The sequence below is a fragment of the Mesorhizobium sp. CNPSo 4689 genome, assembly GCF_057784325.1.
This window is the reverse complement of record NZ_JBWLUZ010000006.1, coordinates 42915-57732: the sequence shown is the minus strand read 5'-3', so window position 1 is coordinate 57732 and position 14818 is coordinate 42915. Positions and strand designations below refer to the sequence as shown.

13 protein-coding genes and 1 tRNA gene are annotated in these 14818 nt (G+C 63.8%); 3 read left to right on the top strand and 11 right to left on the bottom strand.

Annotation, left to right across the window (positions count from 1 at the left end):
- Positions 1-324: 324 nt before the first annotated feature.
- From AC04SI_RS12070 to AC04SI_RS12050, 5 genes are all read right to left on the bottom strand, one after another.
- A tRNA-Pro gene (locus AC04SI_RS12070) sits at positions 325-401 on the bottom strand.
- 54 nt (positions 402-455) lie between these two features.
- Positions 456-1727 carry an O-antigen ligase family protein gene (locus AC04SI_RS12065; RefSeq protein ID WP_488474262.1) on the bottom strand — a complete coding sequence of 424 codons (1272 nt, stop codon included), beginning with the start codon at positions 1725-1727 and terminating at the stop codon, positions 456-458.
- The gene (locus AC04SI_RS12060) at positions 1724-3259 is read right to left on the bottom strand and encodes an undecaprenyl-phosphate glucose phosphotransferase (protein ID WP_404277837.1); all 1536 of its coding nucleotides are present in this window, start codon (positions 3257-3259) and stop codon (positions 1724-1726) included. Before AC04SI_RS12060 ends, AC04SI_RS12065 begins: the two co-directional genes overlap by 4 nt.
- 108 nt (positions 3260-3367) lie before the next feature.
- Complete coding sequence (locus AC04SI_RS12055) at positions 3368-4498, bottom strand: glycosyltransferase (RefSeq protein ID WP_404277839.1); 1131 nt, start codon at positions 4496-4498, stop codon at positions 3368-3370.
- 8 nt (positions 4499-4506) lie between these two features.
- Positions 4507-5070, bottom strand: coding sequence for a polysaccharide biosynthesis/export family protein (locus tag AC04SI_RS12050; protein ID WP_006201875.1), 564 nt, complete (start codon positions 5068-5070; stop codon positions 4507-4509).
- Positions 5071-5341: 271 nt separating this feature from the next.
- Here AC04SI_RS12050 and AC04SI_RS12045 point away from each other — a divergent pair, with 271 nt between their 5' ends.
- A complete protein-coding gene (locus AC04SI_RS12045) occupies positions 5342-7516 on the top strand; it encodes a GumC family protein (RefSeq protein WP_404277842.1) in 2175 nt (724 codons plus the stop codon).
- Between the two features lie 82 nt (positions 7517-7598).
- Here the strand turns inward: AC04SI_RS12045 and AC04SI_RS12040 are convergent, their stop codons facing one another.
- Entirely contained in the window at positions 7599-8831 is a 1233-nt protein-coding gene (locus AC04SI_RS12040) for a GNAT family N-acetyltransferase (RefSeq protein WP_488474261.1), read from the bottom strand.
- A gap of 90 nt (positions 8832-8921) precedes the next feature.
- Here AC04SI_RS12040 and AC04SI_RS12035 point away from each other — a divergent pair, with 90 nt between their 5' ends.
- Complete coding sequence (locus tag AC04SI_RS12035; RefSeq protein WP_404277846.1) at positions 8922-9980, top strand: polysaccharide deacetylase family protein; 1059 nt, start codon at positions 8922-8924, stop codon at positions 9978-9980.
- Between the two features lie 72 nt (positions 9981-10052).
- Here AC04SI_RS12035 and AC04SI_RS12030 read toward each other — a convergent pair whose 3' ends face one another.
- Positions 10053-10268, bottom strand: a complete 216-nt coding sequence (locus AC04SI_RS12030) for a DUF2842 domain-containing protein (RefSeq protein WP_006201870.1) — start codon at positions 10266-10268, stop codon at positions 10053-10055.
- A 148-nt stretch (positions 10269-10416) separates the two neighbouring features.
- Between AC04SI_RS12030 and AC04SI_RS12025 the strand changes: the two genes are divergently transcribed.
- On the top strand, positions 10417-11508 hold the full coding sequence (locus AC04SI_RS12025) for a COX15/CtaA family protein (protein WP_404277849.1): 1092 nt from the start codon (positions 10417-10419) through the stop codon (positions 11506-11508).
- Between the two features lie 24 nt (positions 11509-11532).
- Here the strand turns inward: AC04SI_RS12025 and AC04SI_RS12020 are convergent, their stop codons facing one another.
- The 4 genes from AC04SI_RS12020 to speB all read right to left on the bottom strand — a co-directional run bounded on the left by AC04SI_RS12020 (position 11533) and on the right by speB (position 14732).
- A complete protein-coding gene (locus AC04SI_RS12020; RefSeq protein WP_404277851.1) occupies positions 11533-11844 on the bottom strand; it encodes a hypothetical protein in 312 nt (103 codons plus the stop codon).
- Between the two features lie 82 nt (positions 11845-11926).
- Positions 11927-12766, bottom strand: coding sequence for an aminoglycoside phosphotransferase family protein (locus tag AC04SI_RS12015; protein WP_404277853.1), 840 nt, complete (start codon positions 12764-12766; stop codon positions 11927-11929).
- Complete coding sequence (gene argC, locus AC04SI_RS12010; protein ID WP_404277855.1) at positions 12767-13699, bottom strand: N-acetyl-gamma-glutamyl-phosphate reductase; 933 nt, start codon at positions 13697-13699, stop codon at positions 12767-12769. It lies immediately after the preceding gene.
- Between the two features lie 31 nt (positions 13700-13730).
- Positions 13731-14732 (bottom strand): agmatinase, encoded by a 1002-nt coding sequence (gene speB, locus AC04SI_RS12005; RefSeq protein ID WP_488474260.1) that lies wholly within the window; start codon positions 14730-14732, stop codon positions 13731-13733.
- Positions 14733-14818: the final 86 nt, after the last annotated feature.

Below are 14818 nucleotides of genomic sequence, written 5' to 3'. Positions count from 1 at the left end.
AGTTCCCGACTGCGAGCTATCCGACGAACAGATTGAACGATACGCCGTTTTGTGCGCCCTAGACCAAGCACTCGCGGTGCATTTCGACAGGAGAGGAGGCTCGCGGGATCCCTATTCGCCCCTGAGCAGGACCCACTGGCGCCTTGTGCCGAAGTGGAAAATCAAGGCGCGAACGCGGTTGGCCTGGTTCCATCGGCCCGCGTCTCGTCCCAACATCACCAGTTCGCAGCATCTGTGATTACAGCGAATTGAGCGCCTTCGTTCCGAAAACAATAAAGGCGCCGCAGGGCGCCTTCGATAAAAGCCGGGGATTTCAAGGAAAAATGGTCGGAGTGGCCGGATTCGAACCGACGACCCCTTGACCCCCAGTCAAGTGCGCTACCGGGCTGCGCTACACTCCGGACCGGGTCGCGATGTATCGTGATAACCCGGTGCGGGTCAACCGAATTCGGCGGCTATCGTATCGATGAAAACGGCACTGCCGCGGCAGGTGCCGGCGCCAGCCGCAACTCCTTCTGATGCCGGTATTCCAGCGCGATGGCACCCCAGATCAGGCCGAGCAGCAGATAGACGTGGCGCCAGTGGTCGATGTCGATGAAGGTGCCGAGCCCGATATTGCCGATGAAGGCGACATAGGCGCAAAGCAGATAGGGCTGCCAGGGACGGTCGCGCAGTAGGATACGGAAGCCGGCGGCGATGGTCCACAAGGTCAGCGCCAGGAACGAGACGAAGCCCAGCCAGCCATAGTCCATCAGCATCTTCAGCCAGATGTCGTGCGTGTCCTCGCCGAAGATCGTGCCGAAGACCAGCGGGCCGATGCCGAACGGATGCTCCAGCGCCATCTGGAAGCCGATTGCATAGCGGGCGAATCGGCCGAGGCGGGCTGTATCGTAGCTCTGTTCCAGCTGAGCGCGGCTGGAGAACGTCTCCGCCACGCCCGGCAGTTGCAGGATGACGATCATCGCGATGACCAGCAGCGCGATTGCCGCGATGGTCATGACCACGACCCGCAGCCGGAACATGCCGCTGGCGCTTTGCAGGAACAGTGAGCCGGTGAGCAGCACCGCCGAGACGGCGAACATGCCCCAGGCGCCGCGCGAGAAGGAGAAGAAGATGCCGGCGGTGATGATCAGCAGCGGAACGGCCAGCAGCGGCATGCGCGCGATCGATCCCGTCAGCAGGAGATAGAGCAGGTAGATGCCGGGCAGCACCAGGAACGGGCCGAACACATTCGGATCCTGGAAGGCGCCGGCGGCGCGGTCGTACTTGGTGAAGATCTCCGCCCCGGGGAAGGCGTGAAAATAGCCGGCGATCCCGAGCAGCGAGGTGATCACCGCCGACACGACATAGGCGATGAAGATCAGCCTGTAGAGGCTGGGCTGGACTGCGGTCACCGAGGCGAAGAACACCGCGGTGAAGGCGAGGAACATCGAGACGGCGAGATAGAGCGGCGTGCTTGCCAGGTCCGACATCTGCGTCATCGCAATCATGCCGCCGATGTTCATCGTCACCAGAAGCACCAGCAGCGGCGTCGCCGCGCGCGAGATGCGCAGGCCGAACAGTGCCCACACCGCGATCAGCCCGACCATGAAGAGATCGTAGGGCGCCGGCTCGTCGATGACGAAACCGGACAGGAAAATGCCGAAGAAGACCGCGCTGGACGTAATCAGCGCGATCAGCTTGGCGTTGACCGCGCCCGGCGGCAGCTCATGGGCAACGGCGCTCAATAGGCGTTTTCCGTGTTGAGCAGGCGCACCGGCGTCAGGAACAGGATCCGCAAGTCGAACAGCAGCGACCAGTTCTCGATGTAATAGAGGTCGTATTCCGTGCGCATGCGGATCTTCTCGTTGGTGTCCATCTCGCCGCGCCAGCCGTTGATCTGCGCCCAGCCGGTTACGCCGGGCTTGACCTTGTGGCGGGCGAAATAGCCGTCGACCACCTCATTGTAGAGGAGGTTGTGCGACTGGGCGGCAATCGCATGCGGACGCGGCCCGATCAGCGACAGCGAGCCAAACAGCGAGTTGAAGAACTGCGGCAGTTCGTCGATCGATGTCTTGCGGATGAAGCGACCGACGCGGGTGACGCGCGGATCGTTCTTGGTCACCGTCTGCTTGGCCGTCGGATCCGACCGATCGGTGTACATCGAACGGAACTTGTAGACCTCGATGGTCTCGTTGTTGAAGCCGTGCCGTTTCTGCTTGAACAGCACCGGCCCCTTGCTATCGAGCTTGATGGCGACCGCCGTCACCAGCATCACCGGCGAGAAGACGATGATGCCGATGAACGAGAAGATGATGTCGAAGGCGCGCTTGGCGACCGAATCCCAGTCGTTGATCGGTTTGTCGAAGATGTCGAGCATCGGCACCGAGCCGATGTAGGAATAGGCGCGTGGGCGAAACTGCAGCGCGTTCGAATGCGCTGACAGCCGGATGTCCACCGGCAGCACCCACAGCTTCTTCAACAGCTGCAGCACGCGCGATTCGGCAGTCAGCGGCAGCGACACGATCAGCATGTCGATGCGGGCGATTCGGGCGAACTCGATCAACTCGGAAATCGTGCCGAGCTTGGGGTAGCCGGCAACGATGGGCGGCGAACGCTTGTCGCCGCGGTCGTCGAAGATGCCGCAGATGCGGATGTCGTTGTAGGGCTGCTTCTCGACCGAGCGGATCAGCACCTCGGCTGCCTTGCCGCCACCGACGATGACGGCGCGGCGTTCCATGCGTCCGTTGCGCGCCCAGCGCCGGATCAGCTTCGACATCACCAGCCTCAGGCCGAACAGCAGCAGGAAGCCGACGACGAACCAGTTGCCGAACAGCAGGCGCGAATAATCCTCCGACATCTTCATGGCGAAGGCGGTCAGCGCCATCAGCGCGAAGGCGCCGGCCCAGACCAACAATATGCGGCCGAAATTGGCGATCGGCCGCATCAGTGCCGATATCTGGTAGCTGTCTGAGACGTCGAGCAGCACCACCGCGAGGAACGAGGCAGAGGCGATCGCCAGCGGGTACTGCCAGGGGAGATAGTTGAACAAGCCGACATGGTGGAAATAGAGGCAGAGGCCCGACAGGAACAGCAGCGCGAATTCGACCATGCGCAGCACGCCACTGACCATGATCGGCGACATCGTATCGCGCCGGTACTGCGAGGCGACCTGGCGCGCGACCTCATTCATGCCGCCAGCCGCCCCGCTCGCGGCCAGACCGTCGAAATTGCGCACCGCATCCAGGGAAAAGCGGCGCGCGGGATCAATTTCGTTCATGGGATTGTCCGCAGCTTCCCTCAGGTGAATAGCAAAAGAGAGCTAAGAAACCCTTGAAACAACGGGTGGCTTTGAAGCGGTCTGCGGTTTGACCTGGTGCAACAGGCTCTACCGCCGCAGCGCGGCGAAATAGGCCTTCTCGATCTCGGCGGCCATGACGTCGGCGCCGAAGCGCGCCTTCAGATCGGCGGTCCCTGGCATCAGGCTTCTGTAGGCGCCTGGGTCGGCCAGCGCCTCGCTCACCTTGTCGCCGAGCTGGTTCGGGTCGGGGCGGATCAGGGCAGGCGAGGTTTCGCCGAAGATTTCAGGTATGCCGCCGACGGCGGTGGCGATCATCGGCTTGCCGGCGGCCAGCGTCTCCAGGACGATGTAGGGCATCGCCTCGGCACGCGAGGGCACGACGATCAGGTCCGCCAGCGCAAAGGCATCCCTGGCCGGCATGGGCGGCAGGAAGCGGACATGGCCGTCGAGCCCAAGCCGCTTCACCTGCGCATGGTAGCGCGGCAGGTCGTCGCCGTCGCCAACCATCACGGCGCTCAAGCGACGGCCAAGCCTGGCGCCAGCCAGCGCCAGCGCATCGATGAAGATGTCGGGACCCTTGAGGTCGCGCATCATGCCGATGTAGAGCAGGTCGGCCGCTCCCGGTACGGTCGGCACCATCTCGAACTCGGCGGCGCGCAGGCCGTTATAGACCAGCGTGTTCGGGATCGGCGGTTCGCCGACTTTCCTGCGGTAGGTCTTCCTCTCATAGTCCGAAACGAACAGCAGGCAGTCGGTGAAGCGGCCCATGAAACGTTCGAGGGCGAAGAACAGCTTCCCGGTGGCCGTCGTTTCGTCATAGTGGAGGGAGCCGCCATGCGGCGAATAAAGGCGGGCTACGCGAGACCTTGAAACCCGCAACAATGAGCCGAACAGACGGGCATAGGTGCCTCCCTTGGCGCCGTGCCCGTGCAGCACGTCCGGCCGCAATTCCTTGATGATCCTGTAGGTGCGCCAGGCCGAGGCGAGATCGCCCGGTCCGACATGGCGCTGCATCGGTGTGCGATGGATGCCGAGCGCCAGGCAGTCCTTCATCTGCCCGAACAGGCGTTCCTCGAATTCGCCGCCGGTGGTCGAATCGCAAACAATACCGACGGAATGACCGGCAGCGAGCTGTGCCTCGGTCAGGTCGCGCACATGCCGGAATATCCCTCCGACGGGTGAGCGAAAGCAGTGGACGATCCTGAGTCGGTCCGCCACGTTGATTGTCAGAACAGGCGTTCGCGGACGTAGACGGTGTCGCCGGGCAGCAGCGGGTCCGAGGTGACCACCCGACCGGTCATCACCTTGCCGTTGATGTCGCGGGTGATGTCGACGCTCTCCTGGTTGGCGCGCGGCGTGAAGCCGCCGGCAATGGCGATGGCCTTCTGCACGGTGAGGCCCGGCACATAGGAATATTGGCCGGCGGCGCCCACTTCGCCCATGACGAAGATCGGCCGGTAGCGGTCGATCTCGACCGATACGTCGGGGTCGCGCAGGTAACCTTGCCGCAGTTTGTCGGCGATTTCCTTCTCCAACTGCTGGGCTGTATGGCCGCGCGCCGGTACCGAGCCGACCAGCGGGAAGGAGAGGTAGCCGGACTGGTCGACGCTGTAGGTGTTGGTCAATCCGTCCTGCTCGAACACGGTGACGCGGACGCGGTCGCCGGCGCCGAGTCGGTAGGGCTGGTCGAGCACTTCATGGAAGGCTGCCGGCGTTGGCCGGTAGCTGGAGCAGCCGGCAAGCATCGATACGGCAAGCAGAGCACGAAAGAGGGAAGCAGTGCTTTTCATGACCGGATACGAACCTTCATCGCTCTGGCCGCCAGGTGCTGCGGCAAACCTCAGGGAACGGACCCGTTATCATCCTGTTAGGGTTAATGGCCGGTAAAGGGCTACAACCCAAAGCGGCGGCAAATGGCAAAACCCATACTCATTTATATGGTTTTACAGCCTCTGTTTGCGGCCGCGCAGTAAACCCTAACGGATGCTTACTGCGATCTTAACGGCTGAGTTACCATAGTTGTTTACGGTGCAGCGGACTCAAGTACCGGAGCAGAAATGCATGTCCGTCCAGTCCGCGGCCGCAGATGTCGATGTCGATCTCAGGCAGCTCTTCGCCAGCCTGGCGAAGCACTGGTTGCGCATCCTTGTCGTAGCCCTTGCCGTCACCGGCTTGGCGTTCGCATTCGCCTCGCTCGCCACGCCGCACTATAAGGCGCAGACGAAGCTGCTGATCGAAACGCGCGAATCGGTCTTCACCAGGCCTGACGGCACCGCCGACAACGACAAGCCGATTCTGGACGAGGAGGGCGTCGCCAGCCAGGTCGAGGTCATTTCCTCGACCGACATCCTCAAGCAGCTGGCCTCCAAGCTGAACCTGTCACGGCTGCCCGAGTTCGACGAAGCGGCCAACATGTCGGCACTCGGCCGGCTGCTCGTCATCGTCGGCCTGAAAAGCGATCCCAACGAGATACCGCCGGAAGAGCGCGTGCTGAAGAAGATGCGCGAGAAGCTCAACGTCTACAGCGTTGAAAAATCACGTGTTATCGTCATCGAGTTCTCGTCGGAGGATCCCAGGCTCGCCGCCGATATCCCGAACGCTATCGCCGACACCTACATCTCCGTCCAGGGCAACGCCAAGCAGGAATCGAACGCGGCCGCGACCGACTGGCTGGCGCCCGAAATCGCCGACCTGTCGAAGCGCGTCAAGGATGCTGAGGCCAAGGTTGCCGACTTCCGTGCCCAGTCCGACCTTTTGATGGGCGGCAACAATTCGGTCCTGCCCACCCAGCAGCTTTCCGAACTGTCGAGTGAACTGTCGAAAGTGCGCGCCAACCGCGCTGCCGCCGAGGCGACCGCCGACGGCGTGCGCAAGGCGCTGCAGAATGGCGGCTCGCTCGATGCAGTGCCGGAAGTGCTGTCGTCGGATCTGATCCAGCGCCTGCGCGAGCGGCAGGTCGAGCTCAGGACCAACATCGCCGACCTCTCCACCACCTTGCTCGGCAACCATCCGCGCATCCGGGCGCTGAAGTCACAGCTTGCGGATATGGACGGGCAGATCCGCAACGAAGCGGAAAAGATCATGAAGGGGCTGATGACGCAGGCGCAGACGGCGCAGGCGCGCGAAAACCAGCTCGTCGCTGACGTCAACACGATGAAGGCCGCATCGGCCCGTGCCGGCGAGCAGCAGGTCGAACTGGACGCGCTGCAGCGCGACGCGAACGCCCAGCGCCAACTGCTTGAATCCTATATGACTCGTTACCGCGAGGCCTCCTCGCGCAACGACCGCAACTACCTGCCCGTCGACGCGCGTGTCTTTTCCCGCGCCGTGGTGCCGTCGGAACCCTATTTCCCGAAGGTCGTGCCGATCGTCGGCGCTGCCTTCGCCGGCTCGCTGCTGCTGATGGCGATCGCCACGCTGCTGGGCGAACTGTTTTCGGGCCGCGCCATGCGCCCGGCCACCGGCGCCCAATTCGGGCGAATCGAACAGGTGTCGATGCCGGTCGCCCGGCAGGAGCCTGTGGTTGCCGTGGCGATTGCGCCTGAGGTGCCTCCGGCCGAACCACCGCAGGCGGAATTGGACGTCGTGACGGCAGCGGATGCGCCGGCGCAAGAGGCCGAACCGGCCCGCTCGACGCTCGGCGAGGTCGACGTCGACAAGGCCGCGGAGAAACTGATCGCGTCGGGTGCGGCGCGTGCCATATTCGTGTCTCCCGAAGGCGACGAGGCTGCCGCCTCGGCGGTGCTGGTGGCGCGCGAGGTTTCCGACGCCGGCCTGCGGGTGCTGCTGCTCGATCTCACCGCTTCGGGTGCTGCCTCGCGGCCGATGCTGGACAGCGGGCTTTTCCCGGGCATCACCGACCTGCTCGCCTCCGAAGCGCAGTTCAGCGACGTCATCCACGCCGACCTCTACTCCGACTGCCATGTCATTCCCGTCGGCACAGCCGATCCGGCCCGCGCCATGCGCGCCGCCGACCGGTTGCCGATCATCATGCAGTCGCTGACCACCGCCTACGACCTCGTCGTGGTCGAATGCGGCCCGGCCGACGCGCAAGGCATTGGCAGGCTGGTTGGCGAGGCCACCGAGGTCTTCCTCTCGATGCTCGAGGCCGACGACGAGGTGACACAGGCGGCGGTCAAGCTGATCGAAAACGGCTATCCCGAACTGACACTGGTGACACCGATCGGCCACGAGACGCCGGGAACGCCACTGCCAGGACGGCGCTCGGCGGCTTGAGTGGCGGAACCAGTCCGCGCAACGGTGCAGGATTTTCGCCGCTACAGAATATGCCAAGCAGAGATTGGGTGAGGGCAGTTCGTCAGCTGTCGTCGTCGCCGTTGGCGGCCGGCGCCGCCTGGCCCGCTGCCTTGCGGCGGACCATTTTGGTCAGCTTCCAGATGAGCGGGCTGTTCTTGATGAAGGCCTTCGCCCGCGCGCCCTGCCGCATCGCGATCGCCAGCGCGCGGCCGTTCAGCGTCAGCGGCAGAAGAACCTCGAAATGCTGGGTTTCGATATCGCACCACAGCCTTTTGTAGGGCTCGTCGCCGACCGAGAAATCATAGAGGCCGAAGCCGGTCTCGCAGGCTTCCTGAATGTTGTCGAAAAACAGAAAGTCGCCGGGGCTGGTGTGGGCGAGGTTGTCCTCGGCGATCGCCCCGAACTCGCAGATCAGCCGCTTGCCCGACCGGCTCGATCCGGTGACCGCGCGCAGCTTGCCGGCGACCTCGAGACCATGCAGCATAAAGGATGGCTTTTCCTCCGCCAGGGCTTCGCTGAACAACGCGCGGAAGAAAGCGCGAACCTCCGGCTCGCCGAAAACATTGGCGATGCCCCTCTTGCGGAAGCGGAATTCCTTCATTTCGAAGAAGGCGTCGAGCAGCCGGTTCACCTCGTCTGCCGTCTTCGCCTCGATGCGGCGGTGGCTGCCGACGACCTCGAATTTGCGCGTTTGCGAACGGTGTTTCTTGCGCTTGCGCTTGCCGCTCGCGCGCGACAGGAGTGCATCGAAGCCACCGTCGAGATCGACGGCGAGCGACAGGTTCGGACTCTGAAAACCGGGCAGCGCCGCGAACGGGTTGGCGACGCCGTCGAGGTCTGGCAGCAGCCGCTCGAGCGCAATGAGGTCGATGTCGGGCCGCGCCTTGGCGATCGCCGTCACCAGCGTGCGGATGGCCGAAGCATCGGCCTTTTGCAGCCAGCGTGGTGCCGCGGCGGCGAAATTGCCGTTGGCATGGCGGCCGCCAATGAAGCGGGCAACACGAAATGGTCCAGGGGGGGCGATTTCGAGGGCCAGCGCAAGCACCGGCGCGCCTTCGAAGCTCAGCGTCGCCACGACAATGTCGGTGCGAACCTCGTTCGCCCAGTTGCGGATCCAAGTGGCGCTTTGCGCCGGCGCAAACAGCGCTGAACCGCAGAATTCCGCATAGGAGGCAAGTTCCTTGCCGTCGGCCACCGCGACCGACAGGCCGGCCTGATTGTCTGGCAGTGCGCGCGGCGATGCCTTGCTCGCAGCGAGCCGATTGCCGTCAAATGACGCGGTGGCGTCAACCATACCTCAATCCTTAAGGCGTATTCATCCCGATTGGGGGCACGCGTAGGCGCATTCCGTGCTTGGACGAGCCTAGGCGCAAAAGGTGAAGGAATGATCGACGGGGGCGAGGCAATCCGGAAACTGGCGCTCAACGTCGCCCGCTACACCGGCCTGGCACCGCTGGCGAAGCCGTTTGTCGGCGGCATCGGTGCCATCCTGATGCTGCACCGTGTCACCGCGACGCCGGAGAAGCCTCAAGGCGTCAATCGGCATCTCAACATCGCCCCCGGCTTCCTCGACGCCGTCATCGCCGACATGAAGGCCGACGGTTACGCCTTCGTCTCGCTCGACGAGGCGATCGAGCGCATCAAGGCCGGCGGCAAGGGCGGCCAGTTCGCGACCATCACCGCCGACGATGCCTATCGCGACAACATGACCGAGGCGCTGCCGGTGCTGGAAAAGCACGGCGCGCCGATCACCATCTATGTCGCGCCGGGGCTGATCGACGGCGCCGCCGATCTGTGGTGGGACGTGGTCGAGGATATCGTAAATGCGCGTGATCGGCTGACGCTGGTGACGCCGGATGGCCCGGTTACGATCGACTGTTCGACGCGAGGAAAGAAGCTGCAGGCCAACAACCGCCTGCATAGCTGGCTGACGCTGGAGGTCCGCGAGGAGGACCTGCGCGCGGCGCTGCACGAATTCGCGCGCATGAACGGCATCAGGCTGGACGGCCAGCAACCGAGCACGCTGATGAACTGGGACGAGATCCGCACCATGGCCGCTCATCCGCTAGTGACCATCGGCGCCCATACCGTCAACCACGTCAATCTGAAGCGGCTTTCGGAGGCCGATGCGCGCCGCGAGATCGGCGACGTCAGGCGCATCCTGCAGGCGCGACTAGGCGAGGAGCCTCGCCATCTCGCTTATCCCTATGGCTATGCCAGCGCCGTCGGCTGCCGCGAAGTCGGCTTTGCTCGCGATGCCGGCTATGTCTCGGCGGTGACGACGCGCCATGGCGTGCTGCGTGCCGAGCATTCCGGCTTCCTGCTCGCGCTGCCGCGCATTTCGGTCAACGGCCGCTACCAGAGCCTCGCCCATATCCGCACCATGCTCTCGGGCGTGACGACGCCGCTGGCCAATGCCGGCAAGATGGTCGTCACCATCTGAGGTGTCAGCACTTCGGGACCGTTAGCCCCAAGACATTCGTGTTTACGCGAATGGTGGTGGCGTCGCCGCGCGTCAGCCCTTCGGCCGCGGCTCCAGGATCAGCCATTTGATGATGCCCATCGCCGGCAGCACCCAGAGCAGGCCGCTGAACAGGAAGAACAGGAAATGCACGAGAGGGCCCGACTCGGATAATTGGGCGACCGCCACGATCGACGCCACCAGCGCATAGATGATGACCAGCGCCACCAGCAGGAAGGTTCCGATCAGTTTTTTCAGGCGAATAGGCATTTCGCGCTCTCTTTGATCGGTATCGCTTAGGCTGATTGAGGAATGCGCGCAACCTTGCAGACATGGCGCGACGGCGTGCCGCGCCGCCCTGTCTTGCCAGCGAGCATGCTATGGTTCACCAATCCGCGACTTCAACCGGGACGAGCCCATGGCTGCCATAACCGCCGCGGCACCTAACGCCGCCCGCGACCGTGACCTGCACAACCGGGCGCTGGTGCGCGGCTGGCTCTATGTCGTGCTTCTGGTGCTGGTCGCGCTGGTGCTGGTCGGCGGCGCCACTAGGCTCACCGAATCCGGCCTGTCGATCACCGAATGGCAGCCGATCCACGGTGTCATCCCACCGCTCAACGACGCCGAATGGCAGGAAGAGTTCCAGCGCTACCAGCAGATCCCTCAGTACACCGAGCTCAACAAGGGCATGAGCATTGAGGCGTTCAAGTCGATCTTCTGGTGGGAATGGGTGCATCGCATCCTGGCGCGCAGCATCGGTGTGGTCTTTGCCTTGCCGCTGCTGTTCTTCTGGGTGACGCGCCGCATCGAGAGCGGCCTGGGGCCGAAGCTCGTCGGCATTCTGCTGCTTGGCGGCGTGCAGGGCGCGATCGGCTGGTGGATGGTGGCGTCCGGTCTGGTCGACCGCGTCTCGGTCAGCCAGTACCGGCTGGCGACACACCTGACACTGGCGGCACTGATCTTCTCGGCAACTATGGTGGTCGCGCGTGGGCTTGCTCCGCATTCCGAGCCGGCTGCCGACCGCTCGACACAGCGACTGGCCGGTTTCATCGTGCTGCTGGCACTGGTGCAGATCTATCTCGGTGGGCTGGTCGCGGGTCTCGACGCCGGCCTCAGCTACAACACCTGGCCGCTGATGGATGGCAAGGTGATCCCCGGTGATCTCTTGCTGCTCGAGCCGGCCTGGCGCAATTTCTTCGAGAACCCGAAGACAGTGCAGTTCGTCCATCGGCTCGGCGCCTACACGATCTTCGCGGTCGCGCTCTGGCACATGATCGCCACGCGCATCCGCCTGCCCGGCACGACGCATGCCCGCCGCGCGACGCTGCTGTTCCTGGTTGTCCTGGTGCAGGCCTCGATCGGCATCGGCACGCTGTTGATGCAGGTGCCGCTGCACATGGCGCTGACGCATCAGGGATTTGCGCTTGTCCTGCTCGGTTTTGCCGCCGCGCACTGGCGCGGCACCAAGGGCGCCTATCCGCTACCCCACCAGGTAGCCGTCAGAACCTGACGCCAGTTATTCTGGCCCCGAAGGTCACATCCAGAATTCGTTCGATGTGGTCTTCGTATCGCCATCGAATTCGGCCTGACGGGCGACAGCGTCGGACGGTGCCGACTGCTCCTGCTGGGCGGCCTTGTCGGCGGCCTTGAGCGCGGCGAGCTTGGCCTTCAGGGCGGCGATCTCCTGCTGCAGCTTGGCGGCCTGAACCTGGTCCTCGACCGTCTTGGCCTCTTCTTCCTTGGCCTGGATCTGCTTTTCGAGCGCGGCCTCCTGCGATGCGTTGCTGGATGCGCTGGATGAAGAAATCTGCGTCGCTTGAGAAGAGCTTGAAACCGCGCTGACCATGCCCCGGATCCCTTTGTGGTTGCCGAATCTGTCTGTAGGCGATCATCGTGAATGGGGAGTTAGCGTGTTGCGGGGCAGCCGGTCAGAAATCGCGCCGCACTGTCTGGATCGCCCCGGCAATCGACAACTCTCGATTCTCCGCGGCCGCGTTGTCGTTCTCGTGGTGCCACGCAGCCGACAGGCAGCCATAGGCAATGGCATGATCGAGGATGGCGGACGGGGTCTGGCCAAGCGTCCTGGCAAAGATTTCGGCCATATGCGCGATACGGTGCGGATCGAGGCAGAGATCGTCGCGCTCGAGCGGATTGTAGAACATGTTGGCTGCATCGAAGCCGGGGTCGCCGAGCACGCCTTTCGGGTCGAAGGCGAGCCAGCCGCGCGGCCCGAACATGATGTTGTCATGGTGCAGGTCGCCATGCAGCGGCCTGATGTCATGCGGGTCGGCAAGCAGCCGCTCGGCGATGGCGGCCGCCTCGACATAGAGACTGGCATGCCCGGCCGCGCGATCTGCCTTGGCCTTCCTGAACAGGCTGAAGTATCGCGTCCGCAGCGGCTGAAGGTCCGGTGGGGCAGGGTGCTTTGACGGCGAGAACAGTCTTGCCATCACCTCGGCGGCGATCGCGGTGGCGGCATTGTCGCCCTGCTCGTCCAGCGCCTGCGACAGCAAGGTGTCGCCGGCATATTCGAGCAGCATGCGGTGACCGTCGCGGCCGAGCAGCCGCACCGCGCCTTCGCCGCGCCGCCAGGCTAGAAAATGCTCGCCGCGCAATTCGTCAGCGACATCGTCAAAGGGTTTCAGATCCTTGATGATCGCCGGCTGGCCGTCCTCGCGCAAAACCTTCCAGATGCGGCTGGAAAAGGTTTCGGCAATGAGTTCAGGCGCGCTGACCTTCCAGCGCTGCGGAAACTCCGACTTCTGCACTCAGCGCTTGATGCCGAGCATCAGGTCCATGTTCTGCACGGCCGCACCCGAGGCGCCCTTGCCGAGATTGTCGTAGACGGCGAGCAGCAGCGCCTGCGCCCGTTCGTCATTGGCGAACACGTAGACCTTCATCCGGTTCGTGCCGTTGTAGACTTCCGGATCGACCTCGGGGATGCGCTCAAGATGCGTATAGGGTGCGACTTCAACTACGCCGCCCTCGATTGCCGCGTAATGGTCGGCGATCGCGGCGTGAAGCTCCGCACCTGTCGGCACGCGGTCGAGGCCGCCGAGTTGCAGCGGCACCACCGTGATCATGCCTTGCGCGAAATTGCCGACCGCCGGCTGCATGATCGGGTCATGCGACAGCTTCGCATAGGTCCTGAGTTCCGGCACATGCTTGTGCTGGAGGGTGAGCCCATAGGGCAGGAATTCCGAGGCATCCTCGCCCTTGGCGACGTAGTCCTCGATCATGGGCCGGCCGCCGCCCGAATAGCCCGAAATGCCGTTGACGGTGACCGGGAAATCCGGCGGCAGCAGGCCTGCCGACACCAGTGGCCGCAGCGTCGCGATCGGCCCTTGCGGCCAGCAGCCCGGATTGGCGACGCGCTTCGCCGAAGCGATCTTCTTCGCCTGATCCTTGTCCATCTCGGCAAAGCCGTATTGCCAGCCCTCGGCGACGCGAAACGCGGTAGAGGCGTCGATCACCCTTGTGGTGTCGTTCTCGATCAGCGAAACGCTCTCCTTGGCGGCGGCATCCGGCAGGCACAGGATCGCGACATCGGCGGCATTGAGGAATTCGGCGCGGGCTGCCGTTTCCTTGCGGCGCTCGGTGGGGATCGAAATGATCTCGAGATCGCCGCGCTCGGCAAGCAGCGCCCTGATCTGCAGTCCGGTCGTGCCGTGCTCACCATCGATGAAGATTTTCGGTTTCATAGCCTGATCAAATTCCCCTGACATTTCAAAACTATATGCCGTGACCGTGATTCGCTGCGCCATGATTGCCGTTGTTCAGCTCTTCCTGACGAGCCTTCCGTTCGGCCACCAGGCCGAGATAGTGCATGGCGACCATCGAACCGGCGATTGCGGTTATATCGGCGTGATCGTAGGCTGGCGCAACCTCGACGACATCGGCGCCGACTATATCGACCTGGCCGAGCTGGCGCAGCGTCGACAGGATTTTGGCCGAGGATGGTCCGCCGGCGACCGGGGTTCCGGTGCCAGGCGCGAAGGCCGGGTCGAGGCAGTCTATGTCGAAGGTGAGGTAGGTCTTCCTGCCGCCGGTGCGATCGACGATGGCATAGGCGATGTCTGACGCCCGCATTTCCTCGATCTCGTGGCCGTAGAGGATCTTGATGCCGAATGTATCCGGCGCATGCGTGCGGATGCCGATCTGGATCGAACGGTCAGGGTCGATGATGCCTTCCTTGACGGCGCGGCCGACGAACGAACCGTGGTCGATGCGCTTGCCGTCATCAGGCCAGGTATCCTGATGGGCGTCGAACTGCACCAGCGCCAGTGGGCCGTGGATGGCGGCATGCGCCTTGAGCAATGGCCAGGTGACGAAATGGTCGCCGCCCAGCGACAACAGGAAGGCGCCTGATTTCAGGATCTTCGCCGCTTCGCGCTCGATCGTGCCGGGCGTCTTCTGGTGGTTGCCGCTGTCGAGCAGGCAATCGCCATAGTCGACCACCGCCAGGTGCTCGAACAGGTCGCGCGAGAACGGATATTGCGGGTCGTTGTCGAGGATGGCCGACGCGCGGCGGATCGCCTGCGGCCCGAAGCGTGCGCCAGGCCTGTTGGTGACGGCGGCGTCGAATGGAATGCCCCACACCACCGCGTCCGCGCCTTTCACGTCCTTCGTGTATCTGCGTCGCATGAACGACAGCGCGCCGGCATAGGTCGGCTCGAAGGATGCGCCCGTCTTGGAGCGGGCAGTGAAGGCGTGGTCGATGTTCTGGTTCGCCATTACGGATCCTCGGTTTGTCGGGCTGCCACAACTACAGAACCGGCACGCAACATGCCAGTCACAGTCTGGGGAGACGGAATGGCGCT